This window comes from Duganella sp. Root1480D1, from assembly GCF_001427305.1.
Classification (GTDB): Bacteria; Pseudomonadota; Gammaproteobacteria; order Burkholderiales; family Burkholderiaceae_D; genus Rugamonas.
Map to the genome: position 1 here is coordinate 18,764 of NZ_LMFZ01000002.1, position 17,221 is coordinate 35,984.

The 17,221-nt window shown below is 61.1% G+C and carries 8 protein-coding genes; 3 read left to right on the top strand and 5 right to left on the bottom strand.

Annotated elements, in window-relative coordinates:
• Positions 1-2 precede the first annotated feature (2 nt).
• From ASD58_RS03530 to ASD58_RS03540, 3 genes are all read right to left on the bottom strand, one after another.
• Positions 3-1,637, bottom strand: a complete 1,635-nt coding sequence (locus tag ASD58_RS03530) for an alpha-D-glucose phosphate-specific phosphoglucomutase (RefSeq protein WP_057259734.1) — start codon at positions 1,635-1,637, stop codon at positions 3-5.
• A gap of 74 nt (positions 1,638-1,711) precedes the next feature.
• Positions 1,712-3,043, bottom strand: coding sequence for an MFS transporter (locus tag ASD58_RS03535; RefSeq protein WP_057259735.1), 1,332 nt, complete (start codon positions 3,041-3,043; stop codon positions 1,712-1,714).
• Between the two features lie 104 nt (positions 3,044-3,147).
• Positions 3,148-5,481, bottom strand: coding sequence for a TIM-barrel domain-containing protein (locus ASD58_RS03540; RefSeq protein WP_229209882.1), 2,334 nt, complete (start codon positions 5,479-5,481; stop codon positions 3,148-3,150).
• Positions 5,482-5,573: 92 nt separating this feature from the next.
• Between ASD58_RS03540 and ASD58_RS03545 the strand changes: the two genes are divergently transcribed.
• Entirely contained in the window at positions 5,574-7,394 is a 1,821-nt protein-coding gene (locus ASD58_RS03545; protein WP_229209883.1) for a M2 family metallopeptidase, read from the top strand.
• A 49-nt stretch (positions 7,395-7,443) separates the two neighbouring features.
• On the opposite strand, the gene ASD58_RS03550 is transcribed toward ASD58_RS03545, so the two are convergent.
• On the bottom strand, positions 7,444-10,173 hold the full coding sequence (locus tag ASD58_RS03550; RefSeq protein WP_082565198.1) for a TonB-dependent receptor: 2,730 nt from the start codon (positions 10,171-10,173) through the stop codon (positions 7,444-7,446).
• 315 nt (positions 10,174-10,488) lie between these two features.
• On the opposite strand from ASD58_RS03550, the gene ASD58_RS03555 reads away from it, so the two are divergent.
• Positions 10,489-12,312 (top strand): glycoside hydrolase family 13 protein, encoded by a 1,824-nt coding sequence (locus tag ASD58_RS03555; RefSeq protein ID WP_057259738.1) that lies wholly within the window; start codon positions 10,489-10,491, stop codon positions 12,310-12,312.
• The gene (locus tag ASD58_RS03560) at positions 12,312-15,518 is read left to right on the top strand and encodes an alpha/beta hydrolase-fold protein (protein WP_057259739.1); all 3,207 of its coding nucleotides are present in this window, start codon (positions 12,312-12,314) and stop codon (positions 15,516-15,518) included. Before ASD58_RS03555 ends, ASD58_RS03560 begins: the two co-directional genes overlap by 1 nt.
• Here ASD58_RS03560 and ASD58_RS03565 read toward each other — a convergent pair.
• Complete coding sequence (locus ASD58_RS03565) at positions 15,515-17,149, bottom strand: methyl-accepting chemotaxis protein (protein WP_057259740.1); 1,635 nt, start codon at positions 17,147-17,149, stop codon at positions 15,515-15,517. The two genes, ASD58_RS03560 and ASD58_RS03565, sit on opposite strands and share 4 nt — an antisense overlap.
• Positions 17,150-17,221 lie beyond the last annotated feature (72 nt).

The following is a 17,221-nucleotide window of genomic DNA, read 5'->3' on the forward strand; positions in this document are numbered from 1 at the left end:
TCCTATGTAATGACTGTTGGATTCGTGCGGCCTGTGTGCATGGCGATGCTCGCCACGCTGTCTGCAATGGCAATCAGCCCTGCCAGGGCTTGCTGCGTCGGGATATGGTGTTGCGCCGGGTCGGCCTCGTAGCGCTCGAGGTAGACGCGCAAGGTGGCGCCTTCGGTGCCGGTGCCGGACAGGCGGTACACGATGCGGGAACCATCCGTCATCATGATGCGGATGCCTTGCTGGCTGGCGTGCGAGCCGTCGACCGGATCGGTGTACTCGAAATCGTCCGCGGCCTGCACCTCGTAATGATTCAACTTCTGGCCCGGCAGGTTGGGCAACTTGATGCGCAAGTCCTGCATCAGGAGTTGCGCTGCATCGGCCGCAATGGCCTCGTAATCGTGGCGCGAATAGTAGTGGCGGCCGAAGCGCTGCCAGTGCGCGCTAACGATGTCCTGCACCGAAGCGCCGCGCACGGCCAGCAGGTTGAGCCAGAACAGCACGGCCCACAGGCCATCCTTTTCGCGGATGTGGCGCGATCCTGTGCCGTAGCTTTCTTCGCCGCACAGGGTCGCCTTGCCGGCATCGAGCAGCGTGCCGAAGTACTTCCAGCCGGTCGGCGTTTCGTAGCAAGGCACGCCGAGTTCCGCTGCCACCTTGTCGGCGGCGCGCGAGGTTGGCATCGAGCGCGCAATGCCGGCTATACCATCTGCGTAACCCGGCGCCACGCTCGCATTCGCTGCCAGCACAGCGAGGCTGTCGGAGGGCGTCACCACAAAATCGCGGCCGACAATCATATTGCGGTCCGCATCGCCGTCGGATGCGGCGCCGAAATCGGGGGCGGCGTTGGCGCACATGATGTCGATCAGTTCTTCAGCGTTGACCGGATTGGGGTCGGGATGCAGGCCGCCAAAATCCTCCAACGGTTCGCCGTTGATCACGGTGCCCTCAGGCGCGCCCAGCATGCCTTCCAGGATGGCATGCGCGTAAGGACCCGAAACCGCATTCATTGCGTCGAAGCGCATCCTGAAGCCGCCGGCAAACAAGCGGCGGATGGCGTTAAAGTCGAACAGCTTCGCCATCAGTTCCGCGTAATCGGCAACGGGGTCGATGATTTCGACCGCCATGCCTTCTATGCTTGCGCGCGCCCCGGGGGTGTCGATGGCAATGTCGGGTGCGTCGCTGATGCGGTATTGCGCCAGCGCCAGCGTGCGTTCGTAAATTGCTTCGGTCAGCGCTTCCGGCGCAGGGCCGCCATTCGAGGCGTTGTATTTGATGCCGAAATCGCCGTCCGGGCCGCCGGGATTATGGCTGGCCGAGAGAATGATCCCGCCCAGCGCGCCATGTTTGCGGATCACGCAGCTTGCGGCGGGCGTGGACAAGATCCCGCCCCGCCCCAGCAACACGCGTGCAAAGCCGTGCGCGGCGGCCATCTTCAGGATGACCTGGATTGCTGCGCGATTGTGAAAGCGGCCGTCACCACCCAGCACCAGCGTATTGCCGGCGGCCGCGCCGAGCGTGTCGAACACGCCCTGCACGAAATTTTCGAGATAGTGAGGCTGCTGGAAAACTGCGACTTTCTTGCGCAGCCCCGATGTCCCCGGACGTTGCCCGGGGATAGGGGTAGTTGCTACCGTTTGAATTGCCATATTCGCTCCATAAAAGGGGGGCGTCCCCTTTATTTTCCTGCGAATGGCGCGATCGGTGCGCGCCGCTGGATGGCTTAAGCTTCTTTTTTGGCCGAATCGCTGACGATGAGGGTAACGATGCCGCCAATCGCCATCGAGACTCCGCCCATCACGAGCACGTTGACCGAGTGGCCGTCAAACAGGTGTTTGATGACAGGACCGAGCACCAGGTTGGCGACGATCTGCGGCAGCACCACGAAGTAGTTGAAGACGCCCATGAAGTAACCCATGCGCTTGGCTGGCAGCGCGCCGGCCAGGATTGCGTATGGCATGGTGAGGATGCTGGCCCATGCAATGCCGACGCCGATCATTGGCAGCATCAGCATGTTCTTGTCGTGGATGAAGGCGATGCTGATCAGGCTCAGGCCACCAATCACCAGGCAAAGCATATGCACCATCTTCCGGCTGGTGACGTGCGCCAGCTTTGGCAGAATGAAGGCAACCAGGGCCGATACGCCGCCGTAGATCGCAAACAGGTTGCCGACCCAATTGCCCGCCTCCTGGAAGATGGCCGACTTGCCGTCGGTGGTGCCGAACACGTTTTCCGCGACTGCCGGCGTGGTAAACACCCACATGCCCATCAGCGCGAACCAGGTGAAGAACTGCACCAGGGCCAGTTGCACCATGGTCTTCGGCATGTGCACAAAGCCGCCGAATACTTCTTTCAGGGAGAACAGCAGGCCGCGGCGCTGCGCTTTCTCCATGCGGAATTTTTCAACGTCTTCCGGCGGCAGTTCGTCGGCGCTCAACACGGTCCACAGCACGGACAGGAAGTAAGCGGCGCCGCCAGCGTAGAAGGAATAGCGCACGGAGTCGGGGATCGCACCGTTGACCACTTCATTGCTGACGTGAAGGAAATTGGTAAAGATCATCGGCAGCAGCGAGGCAATCACGCCGCCCAGGCCAATGAAGAAGGTTTGCATCGCGAAACCGGCGGTCTGCTGCGACTCGTCCAGCTTGTCGCCGACGAAGGCACGGAACGGCTCCATCGAGATATTAATCGACGCATCCATCAGCCACAGTACGAGGATGGCCATCCACAACGCGCTCGAATTCGGCATCAGGAACAAGGCAATGCTCGCGAGCAGCGCGCCAACGAAGAAGAACGGGCGGCGGCGGCCCCACTTCGCATGCCAGGTATTGTCGCTCAGGTAGCCGATGATCGGCTGCACCAGCAAGCCGGTAACCGGCGCGGCAAGCCAGAACAGCGGCAGTTCGTCCGGGGTTGCGCCCAGGGTCGAGAAAATGCGGCTGGTGTTGGTGTTCTGCAGCGCGAAACCAAACTGGATGCCGAAGAAGCCGAAGCTCATGTTCCACAACTGCCAGAAGGTCAGCCGCGGCTTGCTGATGATGGAATGCATTTGCATCACTGTCCCCGAGTAATTTTGTAGCAAAATAACATGGCAAATACGGGCTGTCAATGCATGAACAGCCCGTAAATTCACAGTTTTACGGCATTTTTGTAGTCAGGCTACAAGATAACCACCAATTTAGCCTTCATTGCACTACGCGTTGGCAAAGCCACTTGCAGGGTGTGGCTGCGCGCGTCCCAATGCGAATCAATCGGCTTGCCATCCAGTTTTACGCTGCGCGGACGGCTCGCCACATTGCGCACCTTGAGCGCGTAGGCACGACTCACCGGCTGCCAGGCCTTGCCAACTTCGGTTTCGATGCCGATTTCAAAGCCGGATGCCGATGCAGCTCCCGCGAAATGGGCGATCTCGTACTTGCCCTGCTCATAGGCGCTGGCGGTTGCGCCATCGTCGTCATACAGCTTGCCGCTGGTCACACCCGCGCTGGCGTCGTAGTAGTAATTCAGCTCGACCTGCCTGGTGTTGTAATCGCGCGTGGTCTGCACCACCTTCGCCATCGGCACAAAAGCGCCAGCGCGCACGAACACCGGAATATGTTCGGCGACCACCGGCACCACTTCGTTGATTCCTCCTTTGTGCGCGGCACCAGTGTAGAAGTCGAACCATACCTTGGCCGATGCCGGGAAGTTGACTTCCTTGCGCTGGGCACCCGGTTCGGTGACCGGTGCTACCAGGAGGTCCCTGCCCCACAGGTAGGTCGATGCCACACCGTTGTCGCCGCCCTCGAACATGATTGGGCGCATCAGAGGCAGGCCGGTTTGGCTGTTGTCGAACGCTGCGCTGTAGTTATAAGGCAGCATGGCGTAGCGCAGGCGGATCGCTTCGCGCGCCAGCGCTTTGGTGCGTTCGGCGCGGAACACCGGTTCGGCCGGCACCTCCTCCTGTGCATGCGGACGGAATACCGGCTGGAACACGCCGTACTGCAGCCAGCGCACATACAGTTCATCGTCCAGCATCGGGGAGGCAAAGCCGCCCAGGTCGGAGTGCATATAGGCCAGGCCCTGCATGCCCATTTGCAGGGCAATTTCCATCTGCGACTGCAGGCCGCCCCAGCTGCGTTGCACATCGCCCGACCACGGGATCATGCCAAAGCGCTGCGAACCCGAGTAACCGGCACGCATCAGGATGAAAGGGCGCTCGTTCGGGAAGTCCTTCTTGTAGCCTTCTGCGATCAGGCGCGCCCAATCGTGGCCATAGATATTGTGGACCTGGTCGGCGCCAAGCTGGCCGCTGCTGCCGTGACGCAGGGCGGATGGATGCACTTCCGGCTCACCGAGATCGCCCCACCAGCCGGCCACGCCGCCTTCTTTCAACTCCTTGTAAATATTCCAGAACCAGTCGCGCCCTTCGGGGCGGTACAAGTCGACCAGGCCGGTGTTACCGAAGTAGAAGTCATACTTGAACGGCTCGCCGGCGGTATCGGTGGCCAGCACCTTCCTTTCCACCGCTTCCTGCCAGCGGCTGGAAGTGGTGAGCACGAAAGGCTCGGTGATGACGACGGTCTTCACGCCCTTCGCGGCCAGGTCGGCCATCATGCCCTTCGGATCAGGGAAACTATCCTTGTCCCACGCCAGGTTGCCCATGGTGGCTTTGACGGTCTTGCCGAACCAGTACAGGTCCAGCACCACGGCATCGAGCGGGATCTTTTCGGCGATGAACTTGTCGACCACGGCGCGGGTTTCAGCTTCCGTGTGGTAGCCGAAGCGGCTGGCGAAATTACCGAAAGTCCAGCGCGGCGGCAGCGGCTGGCGGCCGGTCAGGCTGGTGTAGCTGGCTACCACATCTTCCCATTGCTCGCCGGCGATCACCTGGTAAGTCTTGCGGCCGCCAATGGTTTCATACGACAGCGTGCCGTCTTTCCTGCTGTCGAAATCAAGGTAGCCGATCTGCGGGTTATCGAAGTGAATAGCGTATTTCTTCGACGACAGCGCCATCGGGATGGTGAAATTCAGGAGCTGCGAATGCGCTTCGTAGCCGTAATGGGCGCGATTGTACAGCTGGAAGCGGTTGCCGCGGCGGTTCATGCCTGTCGCGCGGGCGCCGGCGCCGTACAGGGCTTCGTCGCCATCCAGCGCGAATTCGATTGCTTCCATGCTGCCTTCATGGCGATATCCGCGCTTCTCGGCGACCAAGGGCTGGCCTTTATACAGGTAGCTGATACGGAAAGGCTGCTTCTCGATGCGCACGGTGATGCCCGACGTGGCGAATTCAAGCACTCCCCTCTCCTCGCGCAGTGTACTGGCCACCACGGCAGGCGGCAGTACCACGGCGTGCGACACCGCATCAGCCACTTCGCCCTTCGGAATGAAGGTGGTTTCCACGACCGCCGCGGAGTACGGCCTGATGATGTAGCGGCCGTCGTTTGTGCCGATTTCCAGCGCATTGCCGTTTTTCGCGGCAGATAAGAAATGGCGATCCGCGTTTTGCGCCATGGCGGCTTGGCTAATAAGGGCCAATATTGCAAATTTAATTAGTTTCATAGGGTGATATATTAGCGGGCAGTTTTATCTGAGAGGAGAGCGAATTGAATAAAACGATATTGAAAAAACCGATGGTCCTGGCCCTGGGCCTGGCGTTGGCAGCGGGCTTCGCCCACGCCGCGCCAGCCGTAAAAAAAGGCAAAGGCACACCTGCCGAAGCGAAGAAATTCATCGCGCAGACCGAGGAGAAATTCGACAAGCTGGGCAACGACGCCAACAAGGCGGCCTGGGTTGCGCAGAACTTCATTACCGACGACACCGAGGCGCTGACCGCCTACTTCGGCGAACAGCAACTGGACGCGGCCGGCCAGGCGGCCCTGGAATCGCGCCGCTTTAACGGCGTGAAGCTGGCCGACGACGAAGCGCGCAAGATCAAGCTGCTGCAACTGACGCTGATGCTGCCGGATCCGAAGGAACGCCAGGCTTACGCCGATGCCAACGCCAAGCTGAATGGCGCCTATGGCAAGGCCAAGTACTGCCCGACCGATGGCCGCCAGTGCATGGCCCTGGGCGAACTGGAAAAGACCCTGGCCACCAGCCGCGATCCTAAAGTCCTGCTGGACGCCTGGAACGGCTGGCACATGCAGTCGCCTTCCTACAAGAAGCTGTACACCGACTACGTTGAGCTGTCCAACAAGGGCGCGCGCGAAATGGGTTATGCCGATACAGGCGCCCTGTGGCGCTCGGGCTACGACATGACGCCGGACCAATTCTCGGCCGAGATGGAACGCACCTGGCAGCAAGTGAAGCCGCTGTACGATGCGCTGCACACCTACGCCCGCTACAAGCTGCGCGAAACCTACGGTCCGGACGTGGTGCCGCTGACCGGCCCGATCCCGGCCCACCTGTTCGGCAATATGTGGAGCCAGAGCTGGGAGAACATCTACCCGCTGCTGATGCCTGCCACCGGTGCCTCCAAGTTCGACCTGAGCAATGTGCTGGAAGAGCGCAAGACCAGCGCCAAGGAGATGGTGCAATACGGCGAGCGTTTCTACACCTCGCTGGGCATGCCTAAGCTGCCGGAAACCTTCTACCAGCGCTCGCTGCTGGAAAAACCGCGCGACCGCGACGTGGTGTGCCACGCGTCCGCATGGCAACTGGATGGCAAGGACGACGTGCGCATCAAGATGTGCATCCGCCCGACCGAAGAAGAATTCGCCGTCATCCACCATGAGCTGGGACATATCTATTACGACCTGGCATACAAGAACCAGTCCAACCTGTTCCGCACCGGCGCCAACGACGGCTTCCACGAAGCGATCGGCGACACCATTGCGCTGTCCATCACCCCGAGCTACCTGAAGAAGGTCGGCCTGATGAACGAGAACCCGGACCCGAACGCCGATATCGGCGTGCTGCTGAAGCGCGCCCTGGCCAAGGTTGCCTTCCTGCCGTTCGGCTACTCGGTCGACAAATGGCGCTGGGACGTCTACAGCGGCAAGACCAAGCCGGCCGACTACGACAAGAGCTGGTGGCAGCTGCGCGAGCAGTACATGGGCGTGAAGCGTCCGCTGCCTATGCTGCCTGACGGCTTCGACGCCGGCGCCAAGTACCACGTTGCTGCCGACGTGCCTTACGCCCGCTATTTCCTGGCCCACCTGCTGCAGTTCCAGTTCCATCGTGCCCTGTGCAAGGAAGCCGGCTACACCGGCCCGCTGCACCAGTGCTCGATCTACGGCAGCGAAAAAGCCGGCAAGAAGCTGTGGAGCATGCTGGAAATGGGCACCTCCAAGCCATGGCCTGAAGCGATGAAAGCTGCCACCGGCGAAGAGCGCATCGACGGCCAGGCCCTGCTCGACTACTTCGCCCCGCTGAAAGTCTGGCTGGACGAACAAAACAGGCAACTGGCCGCGAAGGCCAAGTAAATACAAAAATCGGGGGCCGCGGCCCCCGATTTTTTTTGCACCTGTCAGCTTAGAACTTGTAGTTCGCGCCCAGCAGGAAGGTGCGGCCATACTTCTGGTATTCCAGTTGCTGGTTGCGGTTGCCGTTGTAGGTCTCGTAAGCCGCGTCACGCAGGTTGTTCACCTGCAGTACCACGCCTACGCCCTTGAACATGCCTTCGTTGAAGGTGTAGCCAACCTGGAAGTCCAGGATGTTCTCGCCAACCACGTAGCGCAGCGAACGCTCGCCGGCGAAGTTGCCGATCTCACCCACGAAGTCCGAACGCTTGCGCTGGCTCAGGCGGGTTTCGAAGCCGGCCTTCTCGTAGTACACGGTCAGGTTGCTGGTGTGCTTCGACAGGCCTGGCAGCATGATGGTCTGTCCCAGGTTGGCGCTCGGCTCCTTGATGGTGATGGCGCTGTCGTTGTACGAGTAGCTGCCGCTCACGCCGAAGCCGTCCAGCACAGGGGTTACCATGTTCAGTGGCAACGATGCGGTCAGCTCCAGGCCCTTCATGTTGCCGCCCTTGCCGTTGTAAGGCGCGGTGTAGTTGCCGAACTGGGTAATCGCCTTGGTGCCAGGGATCTGCTCCGAGAAGTCGTGGGTACGGGTCTCGGTGAAGATATAGGTATCCAGCTTCTTGTAGAAGTATGCCAGTGCTACGTAAGCCTTCTTGCCGAAGTATTTTTCATACGACAGGTCGAATGCCTTGGCGCGCCATGGATCCAGCTGGGCGTTACCGCCGCTGCCGCCTGGTTTGAAGTCGTTGGTGCCGACGTTGAAGTCCAGTGCCGAACGCAGTTGGTCAACGCGCGGACGAGCGATCTGCTTGGCCACGGCCATGCGCACGGTGTGATCGTTCGGCAGCTGGAACGCCAGGTTCAGGCTTGGCAGCACGTCGGTGTAGGTCTTGCCGTCATGGACTGGCTTGACTTCCTGGCCGGCTGGCGCGGTGCCGTCCCAGTACTTGGAATCGGAAGACTGGTCGGTGCGCTGTACTTGCACGCCGAAGTTACCACGCAGGCTGACGTCGCCCAGTTCGTGTTCGATGTTGGCCTTGGCGAAGGTCGTGGTGATCTTCTCGTTCACGGTCCAGGCTTTGGCAATCAGGTAGCTCTTGTCTTCGGTCGGAGCGAAGGTCATGTACTTGGCAACGACGCCGGGCACGTTCCACGCCGGGATGGTACCCACGCCCGCGAAGCCCAGGTCGACCGGTGCGTACATCAGGTCCGAAGAAATGGTGGAAGGTGCGCCGGCCAGCTTGATGTCGCCTTCTGGCTGGTGCTTTTCCTTGCTGCGGTCGGAATAGTGGACGCCGACGTCGAAGCTCGAGAACCATTTCTCCAGGGCGCCGGAGGACTGGATGTTGGCAGCCAGCTTGAAGCCATTCAGCTTGTCTTCCACGTGCGGGGTCTTGCCGTAGCCGGAACCGTAGATGGTGTTGCGCACGTACAGGTTGGCTGGGTTGCTGTAATCGCGGCCCGGATCCATGGTCGGGAATGCGCCGGTGCGCAGCGCCAGGGCCACGGAGTCCAGGTATGGATTGCCGGCAGCGTCGCTGATCTGCAGGTTGTTTTCCAGGTTCACTTCATCGCGCTTGGCGGTGGAACGGCTCAGGTCAGCCACCAGCGACCAGCCATCCATCTTCCATTCGTTGTTCCAGCCGATGGCGCGGATATCGTCCTTGCGCTTGTCGTACATGCCGCGCACCAACGGGTAGACGTTGTTTGCAGTACCGGTGGCGAACGAGCCGTTGGTGGTGGTGACGTCGGTGAACAGCAGGTCAGGTTTGTTGTTGCCGTTGTAGCCGCCTACGTGCACTTCGAACTGGTTGGCGGTGTCTTCATGCTTGAAGCGCGAAGCGTACACGTCGATCATCGAGGTGAAGTTCTTGTTTGGACGGTATTGCAGAACACCCATCAGGCCGTCGCGCTTGTTGTAGCCGCTGCGCGCCAGGGATTTGATGCCGTCGGTGACGTTGGTACCGGCAGGCACGCCTGCACGGGCTTCGTTCTTCCATGGCTCATACAGGCCGGTTTCGCGGTCCAGCACCGGGGAATCCAGGTGGGCGAAGCCGATTGCCACACCGATGGTGCGGTTGGCAAACTGGTCGATGTAGCTTGCGCTGAAGCGGCCGCCGCGCGAGTCGGTGTCGGCAATGCTGCCCAGCGAATTCTTTTCCATGCGGGCGTTCATGGACACGGTACGGCCACCAAAGGCCAGCGGACGCACGGTCTGCAGGTCCAGGGTGCCGGACAGGCCCTGGCCGACCATGCCGGCGTCAGGGGTCTTGTAAATGGTCACGCCGCTGATCAGTTCAGACGGGTACTGGTCGAATTCCACGCTGCGGTTGTCGCCGGTGGAGACTTGCTCACGGCCGTTCAGCAGGGTGGTGGCGAAGTCTGGCGACAGGCCGCGCACGGAAATGTTTTGCGCACGGCCGGCAACGCGCTGGGCGGCCAGGCCTGGCAGGCGGGCGATGGATTCAGCAATGGAGGTATCTGGCAGCTTGCCGATATCTTCCGCGGAGATGGCCTCGACGATGGAGGTCGCGTTTTTCTTGACGGAAATCGCGTCCTCAATACCGCGGCGGATGCCCGACACGGTCACGGTTTGCATCGGCGCGTCGGCTGCCTGGCCGGTGGTCGTAGTCTGCGCATAGGCAGAGCCCGCGAAGGCGGATACAAATACAGCACACCCAGCCGCAACCGGACTCAGTCGGAAAGCGGTATTGCCTCGCTTGTTGGCGAAGATAGTCATCAAAGTCCCCTCACTCATTAAACATTCTTTCCCGCAACCTACACAGACCGGTTTATTTCAACTACACGGGAATCCTTGGAAAGCGAACGCTCTTACGGACGCTCTGAGGCGGATTCTGTACTAAAACTAGATTTGGTGTCAATGAATGACCATCATCATTGCCATGTATTTCTGCCCTCACTAACGGCATCTCTCTGGGACTCCGGATGGTCACGTTGTATTTAGGCTACAAAGTTAGACAAATTGATGTGTAGTAGAACTACATGTCAATTAGGTGTATTGTCGGGCCCATAAGACGTTCCAACCGGAGATTTGATGAAGAAGACCGCCTTTGCCGCCTTGCTTGGCATCGCCCTGCTGCACGCAGCCCATGCAGCCCCGCCAACCGTCCAGCATATGGAACCGCCTTTCTGGTGGGCCGGCATGCAGAGCCCCCAGCTGCAGCTCATGGTGAATGCACCGAAGGTGGCGGAGCTGGAACCTTCCATCGACTATCCGGGCGTGCGGATCGGGAGCGTGAGCCGCGTCGCCAACCGCAATTACCTGTTCATTGACCTGGTGCTGGCGCCGGACGTGGCGCCAGGACGCTTCGATATCCGCTTTAGCGCGCCGGGCAGGCAGAGCATTACTTATAGTTACCAGCTGCTGGCACGGGCGCCCGGCTCGGCGCAGCGCCAGGGTTTCAATAGCGCCGATGCGATCTACCAGGTCATGCCGGACCGTTTCGCCAACGGCAATCCAGCCAACGACAATGTCGCGGGAATGCCGGACAAGGCCAACCGCGCCGATGGCAACAGCCGCCACGGCGGCGACCTGGCCGGCATGGCGGCACGCCTGGACTATATAAAGGACATGGGATTCACGCAGGTCTGGCCAACGCCACTGGTGGAGAACAACCAGGATATCCACTCCTACCATGGCTACGCTGCGACCGATCATTACAAGGTCGATGCGCGCTATGGCAGCAACGAGGAATATCGTGCCTTCGTGGCGCAGGCACGCTCGCGCGGCATTGGGGTAATCCAGGACGTGGTACTGAGCCACATCGGCAGCCATCACTGGTGGATGAAAGACATGCCGATGCAGGACTGGCTTAGCTATGACGGCAAGTACACACCGACCGCTCACCACCGCGTCGCCAACATCGATCCATATGGCAGCAAGGAGGATGCACGCAACTTCACCCAGGGCTGGTTCGGGCCGCATATGCCGGACATGAACCAGACCAACCCCTATGTAGCGAACTATCTTATCCAGAACAATATCTGGTGGATCGAATATGCCGGCTTGTCCGGCTTGCGCGTGGACACCTATGGCTATTCCGATACTGCCTTCCTGAGCGAGTGGTCGAAGCGCGTGCTGGCCGAATACCCGAACCTGAATATGGTAGGCGAGGAATGGAGCACGCGGATCCCTATCGTGGCCCGCTGGCAGGCACTGAACGCGCCGAGCATGATGGACTTCCCGCTCAACGACGTGCTGCGCAAGGCGCTGGGCGACACGGACGGCACTTACCGTCTCTACGATGTGTACGAAACGCTGGCACAGGACTACCTCTACCCCAATCCATCGAATCTGGTGCTGTTCGAAGGCAATCACGACCTGGCGCGCAGCTTCAGCATGGTGAACAACGACCCTGCCCTGCTGCGCATGGCTTTGGCCTTCACCTTGACCGTGCCGCGCATCCCGCAGTTCTATTATGGGACGGAGATCCTGATGCCAAGCACCGTGAAGGGGCGCGACGATCCATCCTACCGCCACGATATGCCGGGCGGCTGGCCGGGCGACAAGGTCAATGCCTTCACTGGCGAAGGCCTGAGCGCCGAGCAGCGCGAGATGCAGGCTTTCGTGAGGAAGCTGGCCAATTGGCGCAAGACTTCCAGTGCGGTCCAGCATGGAAAGATGATGCAGTATGGGCCAGAGCAGGATACCTACGTATATTTCCGTTATGACGGCAAGCAGAAAGTCATGGTCGCGCTGAACAGGAATAACAAGGACATCACGCTTGGCGCGGACCGCTTCCGTGAAATGCTGGCAGGCATGCGCAGCGGCACGGACGTGATCACAGGCCGCGATATTCCGCTGGCGGGCAAGTTCACCCTCCCTGCCCGCTCGGTGCTTGTGATGGAGGTCAAGTAATGCCCCGCCGCCTGCTGCCCGCCATGGCCATGGCGGCCGCCCTCGCAAGTGCAGGGGCACTAGCGGGTGGCCCGGCGTTGGCGAATACCAGCATCGAACTGCCGTTCGGCGCATACAAAGCCACCTTTGCTACACCGGACGCGCAGGCGGCGCTGCGCAGCTACACGCAATCCAGCAGCATGCCCTTGCGCGACAACGCGCCACCGTCGATCACCTTCAGCGAGCAGGCCAGCCTGCCCAAGGTCCGCAGTGGCAACCTGGCGTTCGACGCCTTGTTCGCGCTGGCAATGACGGAGATGAAGCAGGATTCGGTGCAAGCCATCCGCGATGGCAGCTACAACGGCGGCCAGCCAATCGCTTGCGAATGCTTCGAAACCGGCGAGAAATGGCACTACGTCTGGACGCGCGACTTGTCCTATGCAGCCAACCTCGGGCTGGCGATGCTCGATCCGCAGCGCACGCGACACTCCCTGCTGTTCAAGCTCTCGGGCTACCGCAGTAGCAAGCCTGCGCTGGCAGCGGGCAGCGCCGACGGCTTGCAAATCGTGCAGGATACCGGCAGCGGTGGAAGCTGGCCGGTCAGCACCGATCGCGTGAGCTGGGCCTTCGGCGCCGAGCAGACGCTCAAGGCGCTGCCGGCGGAAGATCGCACGCAGTTTGCCGCGACCGCCCTGCAAGCGCTGCGCAACACGGTCGAGAACGACCGCATCGCCGCTTATGATCCCGCCAGCGGCTTGTACAACGGAGAGCAATCCTTCCTCGATTGGCGTGAGCAGTCATATGCAGCGTGGATTCCGGACGACCTGTCCAGCATGGCCACGTCCAAATCGCTGTCCACCAACGTCGCACAGTACAAGGCGTTGACGCTGGCAGCCGAACTGGCGCAGCAATCCGGCGACATTGACGGTGCACTGCGTTACGCGCGCTGGGCGTCCGAACTGAAAATTGCGATCAACGACCGCTTGTGGCTCAAGGACGCCGGCATGTACAGCAGCCTGACCGCCGGCCATTTCGACGGCGCCGCTATGCAAAAGTTTGACTGGCTCGGGCAGTCGCTCGCCATCATCGCCGGCGTCGCCGACGCCGAGCAGGCGCAATCGATCCTGGCGCACTACCCGCATGGCCCGTTGGGCGCGCCGGTGACCTGGCCGCAGCAGCCAGGCGTACCGGTGTATCACAACCGCGCCTTGTGGCCTTTCGTTACCGCGTATGGCTTGCGCGCGGCGGCACAGTACGGAAACGTGGCGGTGGCAGATGCTGCCTACGCCAGCCTGTTGCGGGGCGCGGCGCTGAACCTGTCGAACATGGAGAATATGGAGTGGCAAAGCGGAGATCCTTCCGCTCCCGCCATCAATTCACGCCGTCAGCTTTGGTCGGTGGGCGGCTTCCTGGGGATGGTGGTGCAGCAGGTGTTTGGCATCGGGGTGGATGCCGACCGGCTGCAGCTTAACCCGTTTATTACTTCCCGGCTGCGGCGCGAATGGTTTGCGGGCAGCGATGTGATCGAGCTGTCCGGACTGATCTTGCATGGCAAACGCCTGCATGTCAGGATCAAGCTTCCCCCTGCGGTCGCGCTGGAAGGTTATTACATGCCGGTTGGCGGCAAGCTGAATGGCAAGGACACGCGCGGCCCGGTAGCGTGGAGCGAGCTGGCGGACGATAACCTGGTCGAGGTTGAGATGGGAACGCTGGTGCCTGGCCGGCAGCAGATCACCTCCGCTGGCGACGAAGCCGCATCCACTGCACCACCAGAACCCGTCATCCAGCAAACGCCATCCACCGGCGCCGCCGTCCTCCGCATCGCAGCGGGGCCAGGGACGCTGGATAGCGCCCGCTTCAATGTGTACCGCGACGGGCAACCGGCCGCCGCAAATATCCTCGCCGGCAACTGGACAGCCGCGGCGGGAGGTCCAGCGGCAGCCCTGGCATCCTGCTACGCCGTGGAGGCGGTCTACCCAGCCAGCGGCTTGCGAAGCCATCACTCGCAGCCGCTCTGCCTCGCCGCCGCAAGCAGCAGCGCCGGTGCAAGCGTGGATGCGGGCGGCGGCACACCAGGCAGCGTAAGCGTCGCAAAAGACGGCCGCTACAACGTCCAACTGCGCTACAACAACCACGCGCACCAGATCAACCTCGGCATCACCAACGCTGTGCAACTCCTGCGACTGCGCGACCAGCATGGCGCGGTCGCTGCGGAAGGCATCATCCAGATGCCGCACAACGCGCCAACCAACGGCCCGGCATGGTCAACTCCCCTGACCGCCACGCTGCAGCAAGGCAGCTACCGTCTTGAGCTGCAGCCCTTCTACAACATGAGCAACCTGCAAGCCAACGCCAATTACGCGGATGCCGGCGGCAGCAGCGGCCAGCGCAACCATGCCGACGTGCAGGCGGCACGCCTGCTGCCGGCACCCGCGCCAATCAAGCCACCCCGGCATGGCACCTTGCAACTGGTGGAAAAATTCAAATCCCCGCAACTGGGCAACGAACGCACGCTCCGCATCTACCTGCCGCCAAGCTACGGCAGCGACACCAGGCGCCGCTACCCCGTGCTCTACATGCACGACGGCCAGAACCTGTTCGACGCAGCGACCGCCAGCTACGGCACCGAATGGAACATCGACGAGGTAGCAGACCGCCTGGTGCGCCAGGGCGACATGGAAGAAGTGATCGTGGTCGGCATCGACAACACCGCCGACCGCATCGCCGAATACACGCCCTGCTGCGACCCGAAACACGGTGGAGGAAAGCTCAATGCCTACGCCGACTTCGTGGCGAAGACGGTCAAGCCGTGGGTGGACAAGCAATACCGCACCAAGCCTGGCCGCCAGCACACTGCGGTGATGGGTTCATCGCTAGGCGGACTGGCGTCGATCGGCATTGCCCAACGCTACCCGCAAACGTTCTCGATGGCGGGCGGCGTCTCCAGTTCCTTCTGGTGGAACAACCAGGAAGAAGTGAAGCATCCGCCCAAGAAAATGCCGGTCAGGTTCTACATCGACGTGGGAACCGTGTATGACGGCCAGGAAGACAGCCAGGCATTCCGCCAGGCTTTGCTGAAGAAAGGCTACAGTGAAGGACGCGACTTGTTATTCCAGCTCGACGACGGGGGGCGCCATAACGAGCAATCGTGGGCCGGCCGCGTGCACGTTGCGCTGGCCTGGTTCTTCGGCAAATCAGGCCGCGCCGTGCAACAAAAAGCCCCTTAAGCCGGCAAGACCCGCAAGCTGCGGCTTGCCGACAGTTGCATGCGCGAGCCGCTGCCTGCCGCTTCGCGCACTTTGAACACCGACACCGCCTCCTCGAGGCTTGCAGCCTGCTGCTGCAAGGCCTCGGCGGCTGCGGCAGCCTCCTCCACCAGTGCGGCATTCTGCTGCGTCACGTTGTCCATCTGGGTGATGGCATCGCTGATCTGCTCGATGCCATCGCGCTGCTCGCCGGTAGCAATCGCAATCTCGCCGATGATCGAGGTGACGCGGCGCACGCTGCTAACCACTTCCTCCATGGTCACGCCAGCCTCGCCCACCAGGCGGCTGCCCTCTTCCACGCGTTCGACGGAATTGCCGATCAGTTCCTTGATCTCCTTCGCCGCCGCGGCGGAGCGATGGGCCAGGTTGCGCACCTCGCCCGCCACCACGGCAAAGCCGCGCCCCTGTTCGCCAGCACGCGCAGCTTCCACCGCAGCGTTCAGGGCCAGGATATTGGTCTGGAATGCGATCCCATCGATCACGCCGATGATGTCGACAATCTTGCGTGAAGACTCGTTGATTGCGCCCATGGTCTGCACCACTTCGGAAACAGTGGCGCCGCCGCGCACCGCGACATTCGACGCCTCGTCGGCCAGCTTGCGCGCCTGGGTGGCGTTCTCATTGTTTTGGCGCACGGTGCTGGTCAACTCCGTCATCGACGACGCGGTTTCCTCCAGCGAGCTGGCTTGCTGCTCGGTGCGGGTGGACAGGTCCATGCTGCCGGTTGCCACTTCATTCGACGCACTGGCAATGGTCTGGGTGCCGGTGCGCACGCGGCTCACGATATCGGACAGGTTGCCGCTCATTTGCTTCAGCGCTGCCAGCAGTTGACCCACTTCATCCTTGGTTCGCACATCCACGTCGACGCTCAGGTCTCCCGCCGCAACCGTCTTGGCGATATCGATCGCCTGGTCCAGCGGACGCGTAATGCCTTTTATGATCCACGACACGATGGCCGCACCGATCAAGGTGGTGGCGACCAGCACCACCAACAGCGTGATGGTGGCCGAGCGGTTGGCTGCTTCCGCCGTCGCTACTGCCGCTGCCGCATTCTTTTTCGATTGAGCATCGATGAACTCTACGATTTCATCGATCTTCTTGGTCGGTGGGCGGTCCATGCCGGCAACAGCCTTGTCGACGATCCGATAGCTTTCCGGGTTGGCCGGGTCGAACTGCTTGAGCGCGGCCATATAATTCTTGCCCAGCTCCTCATGCATCTTGATCGCCTCATCATCCAGCGTGGTTTGCAGGTTCAGCTTTTTCAGCATGGCCGACAGTTTCTGCAACTCGGCATTGGTGGCCTGGCCACTCTTCACAAAAGCCGCGGAATATTTTTCAAACTGGGCAGGATCATGGCCGCGTACCAGGATGTTCTTCCATTCCTGAACCTGGATCTTGAATTCCACCTGGGCACTGCGGGCGGTATCGACAGCCTGCGTCAGGTCGACTGAGCGTTGCATGCTTTGCGCATTGCTGGATTTGATAAAACTGATTGCGCTCCAGCCCTGGTAGCCGACCGTCAATAAGGCCAGCATAAAGAAAGCGCCCAGCAAGGCGAGGCGCACTCCGATCTTTAAATTGCCGAAGTTCATATTAGTTTCCCCTAGGTAAAAAGGCGGCATTATGCCTTCAGGACTGCAATCTTCATGATGCGCCCTAAAGTA